This window comes from Halomonas sp. DP4Y7-1, from assembly GCF_019800705.1.
GTDB classification, from domain to species: domain Bacteria; phylum Pseudomonadota; class Gammaproteobacteria; order Pseudomonadales; family Halomonadaceae; genus Halomonas; species Halomonas litopenaei_A.
Map to the genome: position 1 here is coordinate 168,071 of NZ_JAHVKS010000007.1, position 16,703 is coordinate 184,773.

The window sequence follows — 16,703 nt, forward strand, 5'->3', positions numbered from 1 at the left end:
GCACTCTCCGAAACAGGTGAACGAGGTAGACCGTAGCGGCGCTGGGCAGCGTCAGGGCGTTCGCTTGCGGCTGATGTAGATGGCGAGCAGGATGATCCCGCCCTTGATGACGTTCTGCAGGTAGGGGGATACCCCCATCAGATTGAGGCCGTTGTTGAGGACCCCCAGCAGCATGGCGCCGACCAGGGTGCCGAGAATCATGCCCCGCCCTCCGGTGATGGCCGCACCCCCAAGTACCACCGCGGCGATGGCGTCCAGTTCGAAGCCGACGCCGGCATTGGGCTGCCCGCTCATCAGGCGCGAGGTAAGAATCAGTCCGGCGATGGCGGCGGTGGTGCCGCTCAGGGTGTACACCAGCAACTTGTAGCGTGAGACGCGGATACCGGACAGGCGGGCGGCTTCCTCGTTACCACCGATGGCATAGAGGTAGCGCCCGGTGGCGGTGTGGGACAGCAGCACATAGCCGATGGCGAAGACGACGAGCATGACCAGAATGGGCATCTCCAGTCCTGCGACGGCGCCCCGGCCGAAGAAGGCAAATTCCTGGGGCAGCCCGGAGATCGGATAGCCCCCGGTGTAGATCAGGGCCAGACCCCGGGCGATGCCCATGGTGGCGAGGGTGACGATGATCGGCGGCATGCCGGCAAAGGCCACGAACAGCCCGTTGATGGCACCAAAGGCGGCGCCGATCAGCAGGCCGAGAAGAATGGCCAGACTGGGCGGTACGCCTGCCACCATCAGACCCGCCATGAGGGTGCCGGACAGCGCCATCACCGGGCCCACCGACAGGTCGATGCCGCCGGTCAGGATGGCGAGGCTCATGCCAGCCGCCAGAATGGCAATGATCGAGGCCTGACGCGCCAGGTTGAACAGGTTGTTGGAGGTCAGAAAGTTGTCATTGATGACGGCCATGGCGATGAAGACCACGGCAAAGCCGATCAAGGGGTAGAACACGGGAGTACGACGTAGACGGGAGTACCAGCTGGGCGTTGCTGCCGTCGGCATGTCGTGAGAGGAGACGGGCTGGCTCATGCGCTGAGTCCTCCGGTGGCATGGTGCATGATGGTGGGCGCATCGAGCTGCGCTCCGCTCAGGACGGTGGAAATGGCGCCCTGGTAAAACACGGCAGCGCGGTCGCACAAGCCGAGAATTTCGGGCAGTTCAGAGGAAATCATGATGATCGAGACCCCCTCGGCGGTGAGCGCCTTCATCAGGGCGTAGATCTCGGACTTGGCGCCCACATCGATACCGCGGGTGGGCTCGTCGAAGATCAGCACCTTGCACTGATGGCCCAGCCAGCGGGCGATGACCACCTTCTGCTGGTTGCCGCCACTAAGGTGGCCGGTCTCGGTCTCGATGCTGGGCGCCTTGACCTTGACGCTTTGCATCAGTCGGGAGGCTGTACTGGCCTCATCGCGGTGGCGCAGCAGGCGGGTAGCGCCGCGAAACCGCGCCAGGTTATTGAGGCTGATATTGTCGCGACAGGAGAACGGCAGTATGAGTCCCTGGGTCTTGCGGCTCTCCGGCAACAGCCCGATACCATGCTCAAGAGCCGTGGCCGGATGGTCGAAGGTGACCTGTCGTCCCTCCAGCATGATGGCGGCATGGGCTGGGCGGGTTGCTCCCAGCAAGCCTAGGGCGAACTCCGTGCGACCAGAGCCAACGAGCCCGGCGAAGCCCAGGATTTCGCCCCGGTGAAGCTGGAGTCGGTGGTCGGGGCCGTCCGGCGTCAGCTTCAGCGACTGCACATCCAGCACGACCTTTGCAAACTCCGCATCGCAGCGTGGGGCGGGAAAAATGTTCTCGACCCGACGGCCGACCATCAATTCGATCAGGTCGTCCACGCTTGTGTCGGCCACCGTCACATCGTCGATCTTCTGCCCATCCCGGAGCACGGTGACCCGGTCGCAGATGGCGAAGATTTCCTCCATGTGGTGGGAAATAAAGGCCATTCCCACCCCCTGGGCGCGAAGCTCTCGCATGATGTCGAAGAGGTGGTCTGCCTCGCTGGGGGTCAGGGTGGCGGTGGGCTCGTCGAGGACCAGTATTCGCGCATCCAGCGACAGTGCCTTGGCAATTTCGATAAATTGCTGATCGGCAATGCTGAGCTCGGAAATCGGGCAGTCCAGGGGGATGGATACCTTGAGGCGACGAAACAACGCGCCAGCCTTCTCCACCATGGCATGGCGATCTCTCAGACCAAGCCGATTCTTGAGTTCGCGACCGAGAAAGATGTTATCGACAGCATCGAGGTCCGGAATCAGGCTGAATTCCTGGAAGATGATCCCGACCCCTGCATTCAGTGCATCCTGATAGCCTGAAAAGTGTCGCACGCTGCCGTCGATGACGATGTCACCCTGATCCGGCTGGTGAATGCCACACAGGATCTTCATCAAGGTCGACTTTCCCGCACCGTTTTCGCCAAGCAAGGCCAGGACTTCACCGGCATGGATGTCGAGTGACACGTCGTCCAGGGCACGGACCCCGGGAAAGGATTTCGAAATATGTCGCAGTGACAAAAGTGACGTCATGAGGCTATCCCGGTGATGCCGAGGGCGGACGCCCTGGCATGCACCTGTGCTCGATGAGAAGACGATGGGAGCAGGAGCGAGCGGCTTGGATCGATCCTGCACGCCAGTTACGGCAGCGCCGCCGGGGCGCTGCGCCGGGGGTTACCAGTGGAAGTCGCCCGCCAGGCTGCGGTCGATCAGCTCGACATCGATCGGGATTTCTTCGGGGGCGGTGCTGGCTCCCCAGTGCTTGGCGAGACCCAGTCCAAGGCCGAGGCGGACCATGTCACGGGGATACTGGGCAGAGGTGGCAATAAAGGAGGAATCCGCTTTCTGGATTTCGGCAACCGCTTCGGGATGGCCGTCGACGCTGACGAGCTTGATATCGTTGCCGCTCGAGTCAATGGCGATCAGCGCGCCCAGTGCTCCGATATCATTGACGCTGAAGATACCGTCGAGGTCGGGGTGTGCCTGGATCAGGTTTTCGGTGACCGTCATGGCATGGGTGCGCTCCTGACGGCCATTCTGCTTGTCGATGATCTCGATCCCCGGGTGTTCACCCAAGGCTGCGGTGCACCCTTCGATGCGCTGCAGGATGGGGACCACGGGAATGCCGTCCAGCAGCGCCACCTGGCCTTCACCGCCGAGTTCTGTTGCCAGGTAGTCACACGCCTTGTAACCCGCGTCGTAGTTCTTGGAGCCGACAAAACCATCGATGGGGCCATTGGCCTGGGCATCAATGGCGACGACGGTGACGCCCGCCTGCTGTGCGGAAATCACCGCGGTTTCGACGCCCACGGAGTCGGTGGGGTTGAGCAGCAGAATATCTATCCCTCGCTGCACCATATCCTCGACGTCGTTCACCTGCTTGGCCACATCATGGCGGGCATCGGTGATGATCAGTTCCGCGCCCATGCTCGAGGCAGCCTGCTCCAGGGATTCCTGCATCGTCACAAAGTACTGATTGTTCAATTCTTGAAAGGACATGCCGATCTTCAGCGGCTCCTGCGCCAGGGCAGAGCCCGAAACAACAAGGGTCGTGAGTGCAGCTGACAGCGTGAGGCAGCGGGTGTGGAGAGTGGCGGCCATGGTGAGATCCTGTGTTGTTATTTGCGTGGCTAGGTGCACGAATCATCACGACGTTTCCCATGCTGTGAGGTCATGATGAGGCGGTCATTAGCGCTGGTCGGACTTTCATTGCGATCTTTGATGTTCACGTGAACATAATCGCAAGCTAGTAGAGGCTGTGTAGGCGGTCAATGGGGATTCGACTAAGGTTTATACGCTGTCGATTCAGCCATTGATCATGGGCTAAAGGGCGCTAATTCAAGGGGATATACAAGAGTGGTTGACGATATACGAGGCGGAGTCAGACGTGTGTAGATGCTGATTTGGCACATAATTAGGAAAGTACTGCCGTCATGTCTGCGCGCTAGATTCGTTGCGTTGCGCGCTTCCCGAATGCCTCACCTATGCCGCTTAGGCACCGGCTTCCACGCTTCTCTCGCCTGGCGTCTCATTGCGCTCTGCTGATGTCTTCAGCGCTTGCTCAGATCATCAATGACATCGAGAAAGCGGGGCATGGAACCTTCGCGCCGCCGCCGATGGCGCGCTGGACTCCTGTGTCATTCTTTAGTCGACGAGGGCGAAGAGGGTATTGCCCGGCTTGATGACACCGACTAGTTTTATCATATGTATGATGTATTGCACCGGTGGTCTTAGCGTCCTTCAATGTGGGCATCGCCGATGCATCGTGGCACTCCCCTGCGGTGACCGCTGTGCTCCTGCCGCAGGGCTCTTTTCGTGCAGGAGGCACAAGATGTCTGTTATTACGTCGGTGGTCGTGACCCCTATCGCCTTTCGCGATCCACCCTTGCTGAATGCCAGCGGTATTCATGAACCCTGGGCGCTCAGGTCCATCATCGAGGTGGTGACGGAGAGTGGTGTGTGTGGCATCTCCGAGTCGTATGGAGACGAGCAGACGCTGTCACAGCTCAACAAGGTCGCCCCGCTGTTGGTAGGGCTCGATGTCTTTCACTGCAACAGACTGCTGGAGACGGTCCGCCAGACCGTCGGTGAGACGGTGACGGAAGGAGGGATCGAGCTGGCGCCAGGGACTAACCAGTCCACCACTGTGCCACGGGTCTTTGCTGCCTTTGAGGTGGCCTTTCTGGATGCTGTCGGCAAGCTGACGGGACGCAGTGTCTGTGACCTGCTCGGCGGTAAGGTGCGCGATGCGGTGCCCTTCAGTGCGTATCTTTTCTACAAGTACGAACGGCATGGCTTCACCGAGGACCCCTGGCAAGACCGCTGGGGAGAAGTGCTGACGCCGGCAGATGTGGTCCGCTGCGCGCGGCAGATGATCGACCAGTACGGTTTTCAGTCGATCAAGCTGAAGGCTGGCGTCTTTGAACCGCAGCAGGAACTTGAGGCGATGAGGGCTCTGGCGGAGGCGTTCCCCGGCTATCCGCTGCGTATCGACCCTAATGGTAACTGGTCAGCAGAGACCACAAAGCGTTGGCTTCCGGAAATGACAGGGCTACTTCAGTATCTGGAAGACCCCGCACCGGGCAAGGATGCCATGGCGGAGGTCAACCAGGTGTCGGACATTCCGCTGGCCACCAACATGTGCGTTATCGGTTTCTTTGATCTGCCCGAGGCGCTGCGCAAGGGAGCGGTGGATGTGATTCTCTCGGATCATCACTACTGGGGTGGGCTGCAGGCCACTCGAGATCTGGCCAGGATCTGCGAGACCTGGGGGTTGGGCCTGTCGATGCATTCGAATTCGCATCTTGGCATCAGCCTGATGGCCATGGCCCATGCCGCTGCCGCGATCGATAACCTGTCCTATGCCTGTGATACCCACTACCCGTGGCAGGAAGAAGAAGTGATCGTCGGAGGCAAGATCGCCTTTGATCGCGGTAGTGTGGCGATACCAGATGCTCCTGGGCTGGGGGTGGAGCTGGACCGGGAGGCATTGGCGCGACTGGCGGATAACTATCGTCATTGTGGCATTCGTTCACGCAACGACGTGGCGGAGATGCAGAAGTACGATCCTCGATGGACGGGCGCCACACCCCGCTTTTGATGCGGCCCTGGGGGGCCACACGACATGAGCGCGCCCCGCGAGACGGCTCTCGCGGGGCGCGCTGGTAGCCGGCGCTCGACGACGCCTTGTCGTCGAGCGTGGTTGCCGTCCTCAGGGAAACACTGCATAAATTACTGCGCTCGACATCTCGGCTGCTGGCGGTACTCAAGATCCTCATTTAACCACTTGTAAACTCAGGTCTTTCCGTTCCGGCAGTCGCAGATCTGCCATCGCTCGCTTCGTTTACTCAGCGCTTCCTCAGGCGTCGGCCTTGGCCTTTCTCGCCTTGCGTGCCGGTGCCTTGGCTGCCTGATTCTTGGAGGCAGGTGCACTGGGGACCTCTGCGTCGGTCTTGGGCTCCTCGCGCTTCTTGATCACGGTGGTGCCGGCGAAGGTCTCACCCTCCACGTAGACCTCACCGTAGTAGGAGGCCCGCAGCACTTCCTTGAGTTCGCTGATCAAGGGGTAGCGCGGGTTGGCGCCGGTGCACTGGTCATCGAAGGCTTCTTCCGCGACTTCATCGAGCTTGGCCAGGAAATCCGCTTCGGCTATCCCTGCGTCCTTGATCGAGGCGGGGATATCCAGGTCGCGCTTGAGCTCGTCGAGCCAGTTGATCAGCCGTTCGACCTTCTGGGCGGTGCGGTCTCCGGCCTGTGACAGTCCCAGGTGATCGGCGACCTCGGCATAGCGACAGCGCGCCTTGGGCCGGTCGTACTGTGAGAACGCCGTCTGCTTGGTCGGGTTGTCGTTGGCGTTGAAGCGCACCACGTTGGTGATCAGCAGGGCGTTGGCCAGACCATGAGGCAGGTGGAACACCGCGCCGAGCTTGTGGGCCATGGAGTGACATACGCCCAGGAAGGCGTTGGCGAAGGCCATGCCGGCGATGCTGGCGGCGCTATGCACCTTCTCTCGGGCCACGGCGTTGCGCTCGCCTTCACGGTAGCTGACCGGCAGGTACTGCTTGAGCAGCTTCAGCGCCTGCAGGGCCTGGCCATCGGAGAATTCATTGGCCAGCACCGAGACGTAGGCCTCCAGCGCGTGGGTCACCGCGTCGTAGCCGCCGAAGGCGGTCAGCGACTTGGGCATCTTCATCACCAGGTTGGCGTCGACGATGGCCATGTTCGGGGTCAGCTGATAGTCCGCCAGCGGGTACTTGATGCCGGTCTTGTCGTCGGTGACCACGGCGAAGGGGGTCACCTCTGAGCCGGTACCCGAGGTGGTGGGAATGCACACCAGGCTGGCCTTTTCGCCCATGGTGGGGAACTGGTAGATGCGCTTTCTGATATCCATGAAGCGCATGGCCAGCTCCTCGAAGTGTACCTCCGGGTGCTCGTACTTGACCCACATGATCTTGGCGGCGTCCATCGGCGAGCCGCCACCGAGGGCCAGGATCACGTCCGGCTGGAAGCTGGCCATGGCCTCGGCGCCCTTGTCGACGATGGACAGGGTGGGGTCGGCCTCGACGTCATAGAAGGTATGCACCTCCATGCCCTGGGCCTTGAGCAGCGCGGTCAGTTCATCGACGTAGCCGTTGTTGAACAGGAAACGGTCGGTGACGATAAAGGCTCGCTGCTTGTCCTTGAGGTCGGTCAGGGCCACCGACAGGCTGCCGCGACGGAAGTAGATCGACTCGGGGAGCTTGTGCCACAGCATGTTTTCCGCCCGGTTGGCCACCGTCTTGGTGTTGATCAGGTGCTTGGGACCGACGTTCTCCGAGATGGAGTTGCCACCCCAGGAGCCGCAGCCCAGCGTCAGCGACGGTGCCATGTCGAAGTTGTACATGTCACCGATGCCACCGTGGGAGGTGGGGATGTTGATCAGGATGCGCGCGGTCTTGAGGCGGTCGCCAAAGTAGCGAATGCGCTCCTTTTGGGTGTCCTGGTCGGTGTACAGACCCGAGGTGTGGCCGATGCCGCCGAACTCGACCATGGTACAGGCCTGGTCCACGGCGTCCTCGAAGGAGCTGGCACGGTACATGCCAAGGGTCGGCGACAGCTTCTCGTGGGCGAAGGCGTCGTCGATATCGACCCGCGGGCCCTCACCGATCAGGATCTTGGTATCGGCGGGCACCTGGATGCCGGCAAGCCCGGCAATGGTGACCGCCGACTGGCCAACGATGGCAGCGTTGAGGTGGCCATTCTTCAACAGGATCTGGCGCACCTGGTCGGCTTCGGCGGGAGACAGCAGGTAGGCGTTGTGGGAGGCAAAGCGCTCACGTACCTCGCTGTAGACCTCGTCCAGCACGATCACCGCCTGCTCCGAGGCACACACCACGCCATTGTCGAAGGTCTTCGACATCAGCACCGAGGCCACCGCCCGCTTGATGTCGGCGGTCTCGTCGATGATTACCGGCACGTTGCCGGCGCCCACGCCAATGGCCGGCTTGCCGGAGGAGTAGGCCGCCTTGACCATGCCGGGTCCACCGGTGGCCAGGATCAGGTTGATGCCTTCGTGCTGCATCAGGGCTTCCGAGAGTTCCACCGAGGGCTGGTCGATCCAGCCGATGATGTCCTTGGGCGCCCCTGCCGCCACCGCTGCCTCCAGCACCAGCCTGGCCGCCGCATTGGTGCAGTGACAGGCCCTGGGGTGGGGCGAGAAGATGATGCCGTTGCGGGTCTTCAGCGAAATCAGCGCCTTGAAGATGGCGGTGGAGGTCGGGTTGGTGGTGGGCACGATGCCGCAGATTAGGCCCACCGGCTCGGCGATGGTCATGGTGCCGGCCTCGTCGTGGGTCGCGATCACACCGCAGGTCTTGTCGTCCTTGTACTTGTTGTAGATGAACTCCGAGGCAAAGTGGTTCTTGATCACCTTGTCTTCGAGCACGCCCATGGCGGTCTCTTCCACCGCCTGGCGGGCCAGCGGAATTCGAGCGTGGTTGGCAGCAAGCGACGCCGCTCGAAAGATCGTGTCGACCTGCTCCTGGGAGAAGCTGGCAAAGACGCGCTGCGCGGCCTTGACCCGTTCCACCAGGGCATCGAGTTCAGCAAGATTGGTAACCGCCATCAGAGGCCTCCAGACAAGAGATAGAAAGACAAAAAGCAACCTGCGAAACCTCCTCCAGCTCCCTGGTTAGGCGTGCCACGGAGGAGGCTTGAAAAGCGGCTTTGTACGTACCTGTCCCCGTCAGTCTATGGCTGTCACGATTCAGCGCTGCTGATAGAGGTCAGCTTTTTCGCCGCTTATATACCGTTTCGAACATCATGATGATCGCAAGCATGGGGTCGGCCTATCCGCGGACCGGGGTATGAGACGTGCGTTTGGCGAGATTCAGTGGTGGCCGCGAGAGGTAGTCATCGAGGCTGGCATGACCCACCTGAGGCACTGAAGAGACGGCGGAGCGGTACAAAATGTCACTGTTCGCCCCCTTGCGAGGGATCGGCGAGCTGTCTAGGATTCTGTGACGATAGTTGTACGAAAGTTGTTCGCAACGAAAGCTTTGCGACATAAAGCTGTGCGACGCAAGAGCTGCGCGACGCATGAGCTGCGTGACCCAAGAGCTGCGCGAAACGGACGTTGTGCAAAACGGAGGGAGTCGGTATGTGGAGCCTCAAGGATTTGCAGTTGCAGCCCATCGCCGGGGAATGGCGAGACGGGGGATCTGGAAAGACACTGGAAGTGTACGATCCCTATCATCAGACGTCGTTGATCAAGATCGTCCAGGCGGACCGTCATGATGTGGATCGGGCGTTCGAAGCCGCGCAACAGGCCCAGCAGCAATGGTCTGCCACCAGTGCCATCGAGCGGGCAGCCGTACTGAGAAAGGTGGCCGAGCGTCTCGAGGCGCGTAAGGACGAGTTGATCGAATGGTTGGTTCGCGAGTCCGGGAGTACCCGTATCAAGGCGGAACTTGAATGGAACAATGCCCGGGAAATGTCGCTGGAAGCTGCCGCCATGGCGACCCGCGTGCAAGGATCGATGGCCGCGTCCAGCGTGCCGGGCAAGGAACATCGCGTTTATCGCAAGCCACTGGGCGTCATCGGCGTTATCAGTCCCTGGAACTTTCCCTTTCACTTGACCCAGCGCACCATCGGGCCGGCGTTGGCCTTGGGTAATGCCGTGGTTCTGAAGCCTGCCAGCGACACGCCGTTGACCGGCGGACTGTTATTGGCTCGGCTGTATGAAGAGGCAGGCCTGCCGGCCGGGCTGCTCAGTGTTGTGGTGGGCTCCGGCAGTGAGTTGGGGACGCCCATCGTCGAGCATCGGTTGGCCAAGCTCATTTCCTTTACGGGTTCAACGGAAGTCGGACGGCAGATTGCCAAGGGCGCTGTGGGCGGTCGCTTCATCAAGCCGGTGGCGCTGGAGCTGGGCGGTAATAGCCCCTTCGTTGTGCTCGACGATGCAGATATTGACCAGGCGGTCAGAGCCGCCGTGGTGGGCAAGTTCATGCACCAGGGGCAGATCTGCATTGCGATCAATCGGCTGATTGTCGATGCCACCATCTACGATGAGTTTGTCGAGCGCTTTGTCGAGCGGGTCAAGGGGCTCAAGGTCGGTGACCCTGCTGAAGCCGACACGGTCATTGGTCCGATCATCAATGAGCAACAGCTCGAGGGCTTGAAAGAGGTCGTGCACAAGGCTCGGCAGTCGGGGGCCAAGGTTGCCCTTGAGGGTTCTCTGGAAGGGCCCTGTCTACGGCCTTGGGTATTTCGCGACGTCAGTGAACAGATGGATATGGCCTGCAATGAGATCTTCGGGCCGGTCGCCGGAATCATCATGGCCCATGGTGAAGACGACGCCGTACGTATCGCCAATGCGACCGAGTACGGCCTTTCCGCAGCCGTCTTCAGCGGCTCCCTGGAGCGCGGCGAACGCGTCGCTCGGCAGATCGACTCCGGCATGGTGCATGTCAACGACATGCCGGTGAATGACGAGCCTCATATGCCCTTCGGTGGCGAGAAGAACTCGGGCATCGGCCGCTTCAATGGTGACTGGGTGCTGGAGGAGATGACCACCGTGCAATGGGTCAGCGTTCAGCGTGAGCCCCGACAGTATCCGTTCTGATGTGGCTGACGAAATGAAGCCACGCAGTGTCAATTTTACTTAGTTCCCGAGCAACTGCTCCGTCGGTGGGGCGCTCGCCCCCTAGCCAGTGTCACATTGGCACGCTAGGGTGATAGTGAACTTCGACCAATGTTGTACAAGGAGATGTCATGAAGAACAGCATGATGCGTCGTTTTGGTATGGCTTTCGTGATCGCCATGATGGCCGGTGGCCTGGCAGCCTGCGAAGAGGAAGGACCCGCGGAGCAGGCCGGTGAAGAGATGGATCAGGCGGTGGAAGATGCCGGCGAATCCATGGAAGAGATGGGCGAGGAGATGGAAGAGTCTGCCGAGGACGCGACCAACTAAGCCTGTCGATACATCGTTTTAGGTAAGAGCCTTGTCTCAGGCGAGCCGGCATTGATGCCAGTGCTCGCCGACCAGCCGGCCGAGCTGGCGATCGATTGAGCAGTCTTTGCTTTAGCGATATACAGCTAACGCTGATATGCCAATCGGTCACATGAGACCTTCAACGATCAGTAGGATAAAGAGCCTGCCCTATGGGGCAGGCTCTTTTCTTTTTTGTTGGACAAGGATGACGAAAATGACTCTGTTGAAGGTCACCAGCTTTCTTAGCTGCGCACTTTTCACCTGCAGCGCGCTGGCAGCCACCGAAGCGCCTCACTGGTCCTACCAGGGTGAGACCGGACCGGCTCATTGGGCGGAACTTAGTAACAGTTACGAGATGTGTGGGCTGGGCCATAACCAATCGCCGGTGGATATCGCCTATGGTGTTGATGCGGCGCTGGCACCGCTTGAGCTCTCCTATGGCCAGCCTGGGGCTGCGGTGGTCAACAATGGCCACACGGTTCAGGTGGCCTCTTCTCAGGATAATACCCTGACGCTGGATGGTGAGGTCTATACCTTGTTGCAGATGCATTTCCATGCTCCGTCTGAGCACACGGTAGACGGACGTCAATTCCCATTGGAAGCGCACCTGGTACATGCCAACAAGGAGGGAGATCTGGCAGTCGTGTCCGTGATGTTCGAAGAAGGCGAGCAAAATGCCGTGTTTGACGGGCTTGTGGCGAGTTTGCCCAGTAGTGCCGGAGATACGGCGGAAATAGATGGCGGCATTGACTTCGCCCAGGTGCTACCGGAAGACCAGGAATATTTTCGTCTGAATGGTTCGCTGACCACCCCTCCTTGTACCGAAGGTGTTCGCTGGTTGGTGATGAAAGCGCCGCAGTCGCTGTCCTCTGACCAGATGACTGCCTTTGCTCAGGCCATCGGCGATGACAACAATCGCCCGATTCAGCCGCGTAATGCGCGGGTGGTGATCGAGTAACCTGAGGGTTGGCGGGTGCATGCTGGCATGTGCCCGCCTGTCGCTGCAGTGCCGTCGTTTCCTTGGAAACTGCACGGTCTTTGCGGAATACGCGTAAGGAGAGGGCTAGCCAAGACGCGCCCAGGCTTCTAATGTAAATGGGGAGTTCATACTCATCATTCCCTGGAGGTGTTACATGAAGCAAGGAACGTTTCGTCGCCTGGCCCTGGCCGCTGCTATTTCGTCGTTGATGTTGGCCATGGCCGGTTGCGAGGATGATGCAGCCGAGGAAGCCGGCGCCAAGGTGGATGACACTCGCGAAGCCGTCGAGGAGCAGGCTCAGGAGCTTGCAGCGGATGCCGAGCAGGCCATGGATGAGGCCGCAGAGGGCATGGCGGAAACCGCTGACGACGCGGAACAAGCCATGGATAACGCCGCCGCCGAAGCCGAGCAGGAAGCCGACGAGGCCGCCGCCAGTATGGCGGAAACCGCTGACGACGCGGAACAGGCCATGGATAACGCCGCCGCCGAGGCCGAGCAGGAAGCCGACGAGGCCGCTGCCAGCATGGCTGACGCTGCTGACGATGCGGATCAGGCCATGGATGAGGCTGCCGCAGAGGCCGAGCAAGAGGCCGACCAGATGGCGGACAGCGCCGGTGAGGCGGTCGAAGAGGCCGGCGATGAAGTTGAGCAGGCCACCGACAAGGCTGCGCAGTAATCTGTCTGACGCCGCTGCGCTGTCGCCTGGGGGCCCTGTCTCGGCTAGGCACCAAGTGCCGACTCACGCCGCCAGCCTCCAGCTGAATAGTGCGGGGTTGCTCGAACCGCTCTATCGCTCACGCGGCAAATGAAGAAAAGGGGCCGAGATCCTAGGATCTCGGCCCCTTTTGCGTTCGCTGCCGATAAGCGTCGACCGCTTGCCGGCAGCGGGTAGCACAGACTGCCCCGTCAGGCGTTTTGTTCGATGCCCTGCACGTACCAGGGGGCATCGTCACGCATTTCGCGCACCAGATGCCAGGTTTCGTTGAACTCTGTTTCGGTGCCGTTTTCGTTGAGCACTCCATGGAACAGCACGCGGGCTTCGGCCTGGGTGCCCAGTTCCTGCACCCCACCGAGTTCCGCAAACAGACGCACGATCTCGGTCTGGTTGTTGGCCGGCTCGCTGGCGCGCTGCTCGCGCAGCAGGTTGTAGAGCTCCGGTGTCACGTACTCCTGGATGCGCGGGAGGTCGTTGTTGTCCCAGGCCCGCTGCAGGGTCATGAAGTGCTCCTTGGCACCACCGAGGAAGCGCTCACGGTCGAACCACTCAGGGTCGCCCTGCGGACCGCCGAAGGCGGCACCGGAAGTACCGGAGCTGCCGGGCATCTGGAACGGAGAAGAGGGGGCCTGCTCGCGCTGCATGCCATGTCCGCCACCTCCGGCCGATGCCGTTGCCGAACGACGCCGGGCCAGCAACTTGAACGCCAGGAAGGCGAGGCCCGCCATCAGCAGGATATCGACCATGCCAAGCCCATCGAAGGCACCGCCGAAGAACAGTGCGCCGAGCAGGCTGCCGGCCAGCAGGCCGCCTAGCATGCCTCCCATCAGACCGCTCTTCTTGCCCGCGGTGGGTGCCGCGTTCGGACGCGCCGTGTTTTGCGTCTGCGTGGCGCTGGGGCTGGCCTGACGCGAGAAGGAGCCGACACTCTTGCCGCCGCCCAGGCGACGGGCATCGGCGCTGTCGACGGCGAGGCCGAAGCCCATCACGCCGACAAGAATCATCACGAGAAGGTGACGCATCTAGACATCTCCATAATTCGGCCTGCGTTGGCCTGTCTTTACCGGTGTCCCTGGTGGTCACCGGTGAGTCGCTCGTCCATTCTAGCGATAACGAGCGTCGCGGGAAGCCGTGTACAACGAAAAGGCGAGGAGAGAGTATGCTGATCGAGCGTAGCGACAGTCTACTGTTGGTGGTCGACGTACAGACGGCCTTGATGCCGGTGGTGGCGAGGGGGGACCAGGCGATCACCGAAATTGGCTGGCTAGCAGCCGTGGCGGAGCGCCTGGAGGTTCCGGTGTGGGTGACCGAGCAATATCCCCAGGGGCTGGGGACGACGGAGCCGCGCCTGACGTGCGCCCTGCCACAGAGCGCGCGCTGGTTTACCAAGAGTCACTTCAACGCCTGTCGAGAACGCGAGGTGGCGCAAGCCCTTGAGGCGGCAACGCCGCGTCAGGTGGTGATCGCCGGAGCCGAGGCCCATATCTGCGTGCTGCAAACGGCGCTCGGACTGTTGAAGCAGGGGGTCGAGGTATTCTGGCTGGTCGAGGGTTGCGTCAGCCGACGCGGGGAGGAGGCCAGACTCGCCGGCGAGCGGGCCCGTCAGGCCGGCGCCCAGTTGGTCAGCGCTGACATGGTCGCCTACGAATGGCTCGAGCGCTGCGATGACCAGGCCTTTCGTGAGGTGCATCGTGAATTGCTGCGGCCCAGGGCGTCGCGGCCGCTGCGACTCGGGACCTGAGGATCCGGAGCTGAGGACCTTGAACCGAGGATGGTGACTAGAGTCTCTTGAAGACAGGGTTTTGAAGACAGTGTCTTGGAAAGAGGGGGAAAACAGCCCCTGAAACTGGGCCCCTGAAAAAAGATCCGGGAAGCCCTCCCGGAAGAGGGCTTGTCATGCCGGGCCCCGGCGCTTCGGCCGCTGCCTCAGGCGGGGGTGTCGCGGGTGAACACCAGGGTGCTGCCCTCGGATTCGGCGGCGCTGAAACGGTAGCCGGCCACGTTGAAGTCCTTGAGGCCTTCCTTGTCATCCAGGCGCTGCTGAATCATCCAGGCGGCCATCAAGCCACGTGCCTTCTTGGCGTAGAAGCTGATGATCTTGTACCGATCGTTTTTCCAGTCCTTGAACACCGGTGTGACCACGTCTGCGTTGAGGTTCTTGGCGTCGATGGCCTTGAAGTACTCGTTGGAGGCCAGGTTGACCAGCACCGGGGAGCCACTGCGCGTGACTGCGGCATCCAGCTCGGCGGTCAGCAGCGGCTTCCAGAACGCATAGAGGTCCTTGCCCCGCTCGTTGGCAAGCCGAGTGCCCATTTCCAGTCGATAGGGTTGGATCAGGTCGAGTGGGCGCAACAGGCCATATAGACCAGACAGAATCCGCAGATGGTCCTGAGCGAAGGCATTGTCGTCATCGCTGAAGGTGTCTGCCTGCAAGCCGACATAAACGTCGCCCTGAAAGGCTTGGGCCGCGACCTTGGCGTTGTCCGGCGTGAAGGGTGTCTGCCACTGACCAAAGCGCGCTGCATTGAGGCCAGCGATCTTGTCACTGACCCCCATCAGCTCCGAGATCCTGGCCGGGCTGTAGCCCCTCAGGATGTCGATCAATTCGCGAGAATGCTCGAGATAGTCGGGCTCCGTCCAGGTGGCGGTGGTGGCCGGGGTCTCGAAATCCAGCGTTTTGGCAGGTGAGATCACGCTCAGCATGGGCGGGCTCCTGGGGTCGTTATAGGCCGTCAATCAAAGAGGGGTAGTGTATCAAGCCCCGGCGAAGGCCGGGGCTATGATGCAGATAAGGCCAGAGTATCAGGCTAGCTGGCTCACGCCCTTATGCCTGGGACGTCATGGCAAGGGCGTGCGCCAATGGTGTGTCGAAGGAAAGTCGCAGCTCACGACAAAGCCTAGGCCTTGATCAGGGGCTAGGGTTCGGGATCCGCTGGTGGATCGCCTCGATGCCCTCCAGCACCTCTTCCGACAGTGTCAGTGCCTCCGAGGCCAGGTTGCTCTCCAGCTGATCCATGGTGGTGGCGCCGATGATGTTGCTGGTCAGGAAGGAGCGGGAGTTGACGTAGGCCAGTGCCATCTGGCCCGGGTCGAGGCCGTGCTCGCGTGCCAGCGCCACGTAGGCTTCGGTGGCGGCCGTGGCCTGTTCGGAGCTGTAGCGGCTGAAACGGTCCCACAGCGTCAGGCGTGCGCCCTCTGGGCGAGCGCCGTTCAAGTACTTGCCCGTCAGCACGCCGAAGGCCAAGGGAGAGTAAGCCAGCAGGCCCACTTGCTCGCGCTGGGCAATCTCCGCCAGCCCGACTTCGAAGGTGCGGTTGAGCAGGCTGTAGGGGTTCTGGATCGATGCCACCCTGGGTACGCCGAGAGTGTCAGCCAGCTTAAGACAGCGCATCACCCCCCAGGGCGTCTCGTTGGACACGCCAATGGCACGTACCTTGCCCGCGTCGACCAGTTCTTTCAGGGCCGACAGCGTTTCCTCTAAAGCGGTAGCCTGCTCGTCCTCGTCGTGGGTGTATCCCAGGCGGCCGAAGAAGTTGGTGGAGCGATCAGGCCAGTGCAGCTGGTAGAGATCGACGTAGTCCGTGTTCAGCCGCGACAGGCTGCCATCGATCGCATCGTGCAGGTGCTGGCGGTCCAGGCGAGGGCCGCCGCGGATATGGCTGATACCGGGGCCTGCGGCCTTGGTGGCAATCACCACGTCATCGCGGCTCTGGCGGCCCTTCAACCAGGAGCCGATGTAGGACTCGGTCAGCCCCTGGGTCTCGGCCTTGGGTGGCACCGGGTACATCTCGGCGGCGTCGATGAAATTGACCCCAAAGGCCACGGCTCGGTCGAGCTGGGCGTGGGCTTCTGCTTCCGAGTTCTGTTCGCCGAAGGTCATGGTGCCAAGACAAATGCGGCTGACGTCGATACCGGTAGTGCCGAGAGGGCGGGTCTGCATGGGAGCTCCTTGTGTCGGTGCGTGCACAATGGCACGACCGAACGGTGAATGCTGCATAGCACCGAAATGTTACCTTTGCCCGATATACGTCGCCACCCTCAG

13 protein-coding genes are annotated in these 16,703 nt (G+C 61.3%); 6 read left to right on the forward strand and 7 right to left on the reverse strand.

The features are described from left to right. Positions 1 to 51 precede the first annotated feature (51 nt). The 3 genes from KUV72_RS14355 to KUV72_RS14365 all read right to left on the reverse strand — a co-directional run bounded on the left by KUV72_RS14355 (position 52) and on the right by KUV72_RS14365 (position 3,599). Positions 52 to 1,032 carry an ABC transporter permease gene (locus KUV72_RS14355; RefSeq protein WP_222238871.1) on the reverse strand — a complete coding sequence of 327 codons (981 nt, stop codon included), beginning with the start codon at positions 1,030 to 1,032 and terminating at the stop codon, positions 52 to 54. After that, a complete protein-coding gene (locus tag KUV72_RS14360) occupies positions 1,029 to 2,531 on the reverse strand; it encodes a sugar ABC transporter ATP-binding protein (protein WP_222238872.1) in 1,503 nt (500 codons plus the stop codon). The genes KUV72_RS14355 and KUV72_RS14360 overlap by 4 nt, the downstream gene beginning before the upstream one ends. 141 nt (positions 2,532 to 2,672) lie before the next feature. Then, positions 2,673 to 3,599: an ABC transporter substrate-binding protein gene (locus KUV72_RS14365; protein WP_222238873.1), complete on the reverse strand. Its 927-nt coding sequence runs from the start codon at positions 3,597 to 3,599 to the stop codon at positions 2,673 to 2,675. Between the two features lie 730 nt (positions 3,600 to 4,329). Between KUV72_RS14365 and KUV72_RS14370 the strand changes: the two genes are divergently transcribed. After that, positions 4,330 to 5,598, forward strand: coding sequence for a glucarate dehydratase family protein (locus KUV72_RS14370; protein ID WP_222238874.1), 1,269 nt, complete (start codon positions 4,330 to 4,332; stop codon positions 5,596 to 5,598). Between the two features lie 258 nt (positions 5,599 to 5,856). Here KUV72_RS14370 and adhE read toward each other — a convergent pair whose 3' ends face one another. Then, a complete protein-coding gene (gene adhE, locus KUV72_RS14375; protein WP_222238875.1) occupies positions 5,857 to 8,601 on the reverse strand; it encodes a bifunctional acetaldehyde-CoA/alcohol dehydrogenase in 2,745 nt (914 codons plus the stop codon). A gap of 534 nt (positions 8,602 to 9,135) precedes the next feature. Here adhE and KUV72_RS14380 point away from each other — a divergent pair. The 4 genes from KUV72_RS14380 to KUV72_RS14395 all read left to right on the forward strand — a co-directional run bounded on the left by KUV72_RS14380 (position 9,136) and on the right by KUV72_RS14395 (position 12,622). Continuing rightward, the gene (locus tag KUV72_RS14380; protein ID WP_222238876.1) at positions 9,136 to 10,599 is read left to right on the forward strand and encodes an aldehyde dehydrogenase family protein; all 1,464 of its coding nucleotides are present in this window, start codon (positions 9,136 to 9,138) and stop codon (positions 10,597 to 10,599) included. Positions 10,600 to 10,748: 149 nt separating this feature from the next. Then, complete coding sequence (locus KUV72_RS14385; RefSeq protein WP_206940522.1) at positions 10,749 to 10,946, forward strand: hypothetical protein; 198 nt, start codon at positions 10,749 to 10,751, stop codon at positions 10,944 to 10,946. 235 nt (positions 10,947 to 11,181) lie between these two features. Beyond that, entirely contained in the window at positions 11,182 to 11,925 is a 744-nt protein-coding gene (locus tag KUV72_RS14390) for a carbonic anhydrase (protein WP_222238877.1), read from the forward strand. Positions 11,926 to 12,100: 175 nt separating this feature from the next. Beyond that, positions 12,101 to 12,622 carry a hypothetical protein gene (locus KUV72_RS14395; protein ID WP_222238878.1) on the forward strand — a complete coding sequence of 174 codons (522 nt, stop codon included), beginning with the start codon at positions 12,101 to 12,103 and terminating at the stop codon, positions 12,620 to 12,622. Between the two features lie 230 nt (positions 12,623 to 12,852). Here the strand turns inward: KUV72_RS14395 and KUV72_RS14400 are convergent, their stop codons facing one another. Then, the gene (locus KUV72_RS14400; RefSeq protein ID WP_222164003.1) at positions 12,853 to 13,683 is read right to left on the reverse strand and encodes a Tim44 domain-containing protein; all 831 of its coding nucleotides are present in this window, start codon (positions 13,681 to 13,683) and stop codon (positions 12,853 to 12,855) included. A gap of 137 nt (positions 13,684 to 13,820) precedes the next feature. Here KUV72_RS14400 and KUV72_RS14405 point away from each other — a divergent pair, with 137 nt between their 5' ends. Next, on the forward strand, positions 13,821 to 14,402 hold the full coding sequence (locus KUV72_RS14405; protein ID WP_222238879.1) for an isochorismatase family protein: 582 nt from the start codon (positions 13,821 to 13,823) through the stop codon (positions 14,400 to 14,402). A 185-nt stretch (positions 14,403 to 14,587) separates the two neighbouring features. Here KUV72_RS14405 and yaaA read toward each other — a convergent pair whose 3' ends face one another. Together yaaA and KUV72_RS14415 are read right to left on the reverse strand one after the other, a co-directional pair. Next, positions 14,588 to 15,364: a peroxide stress protein YaaA gene (yaaA, locus tag KUV72_RS14410; RefSeq protein ID WP_222238880.1), complete on the reverse strand. Its 777-nt coding sequence runs from the start codon at positions 15,362 to 15,364 to the stop codon at positions 14,588 to 14,590. Positions 15,365 to 15,569: 205 nt separating this feature from the next. Beyond that, complete coding sequence (locus KUV72_RS14415; RefSeq protein WP_222238881.1) at positions 15,570 to 16,601, reverse strand: NADP(H)-dependent aldo-keto reductase; 1,032 nt, start codon at positions 16,599 to 16,601, stop codon at positions 15,570 to 15,572. Positions 16,602 to 16,703: the final 102 nt, after the last annotated feature.

Coding starts and splice junctions, on each gene's coding strand:
- KUV72_RS14355 (WP_222238871.1), bottom strand. CDS start 1,032: ATGAGCCAGCCCGTCTCCTCTCACGACATGCCGACGGCAGCAACGCCC.
- KUV72_RS14360 (WP_222238872.1), bottom strand. CDS start 2,531: ATGACGTCACTTTTGTCACTGCGACATATTTCGAAATCCTTTCCCGGG.
- KUV72_RS14365 (WP_222238873.1), bottom strand. CDS start 3,599: ATGGCCGCCACTCTCCACACCCGCTGCCTCACGCTGTCAGCTGCACTC.
- KUV72_RS14370 (WP_222238874.1), top strand. CDS start 4,330: ATGTCTGTTATTACGTCGGTGGTCGTGACCCCTATCGCCTTTCGCGAT.
- adhE (WP_222238875.1), bottom strand. CDS start 8,601: ATGGCGGTTACCAATCTTGCTGAACTCGATGCCCTGGTGGAACGGGTC.
- KUV72_RS14380 (WP_222238876.1), top strand. CDS start 9,136: ATGTGGAGCCTCAAGGATTTGCAGTTGCAGCCCATCGCCGGGGAATGG.
- KUV72_RS14385 (WP_206940522.1), top strand. CDS start 10,749: ATGAAGAACAGCATGATGCGTCGTTTTGGTATGGCTTTCGTGATCGCC.
- KUV72_RS14390 (WP_222238877.1), top strand. CDS start 11,182: ATGACTCTGTTGAAGGTCACCAGCTTTCTTAGCTGCGCACTTTTCACC.
- KUV72_RS14395 (WP_222238878.1), top strand. CDS start 12,101: ATGAAGCAAGGAACGTTTCGTCGCCTGGCCCTGGCCGCTGCTATTTCG.
- KUV72_RS14400 (WP_222164003.1), bottom strand. CDS start 13,683: ATGCGTCACCTTCTCGTGATGATTCTTGTCGGCGTGATGGGCTTCGGC.
- KUV72_RS14405 (WP_222238879.1), top strand. CDS start 13,821: ATGCTGATCGAGCGTAGCGACAGTCTACTGTTGGTGGTCGACGTACAG.
- yaaA (WP_222238880.1), bottom strand. CDS start 15,364: ATGCTGAGCGTGATCTCACCTGCCAAAACGCTGGATTTCGAGACCCCG.
- KUV72_RS14415 (WP_222238881.1), bottom strand. CDS start 16,601: ATGCAGACCCGCCCTCTCGGCACTACCGGTATCGACGTCAGCCGCATT.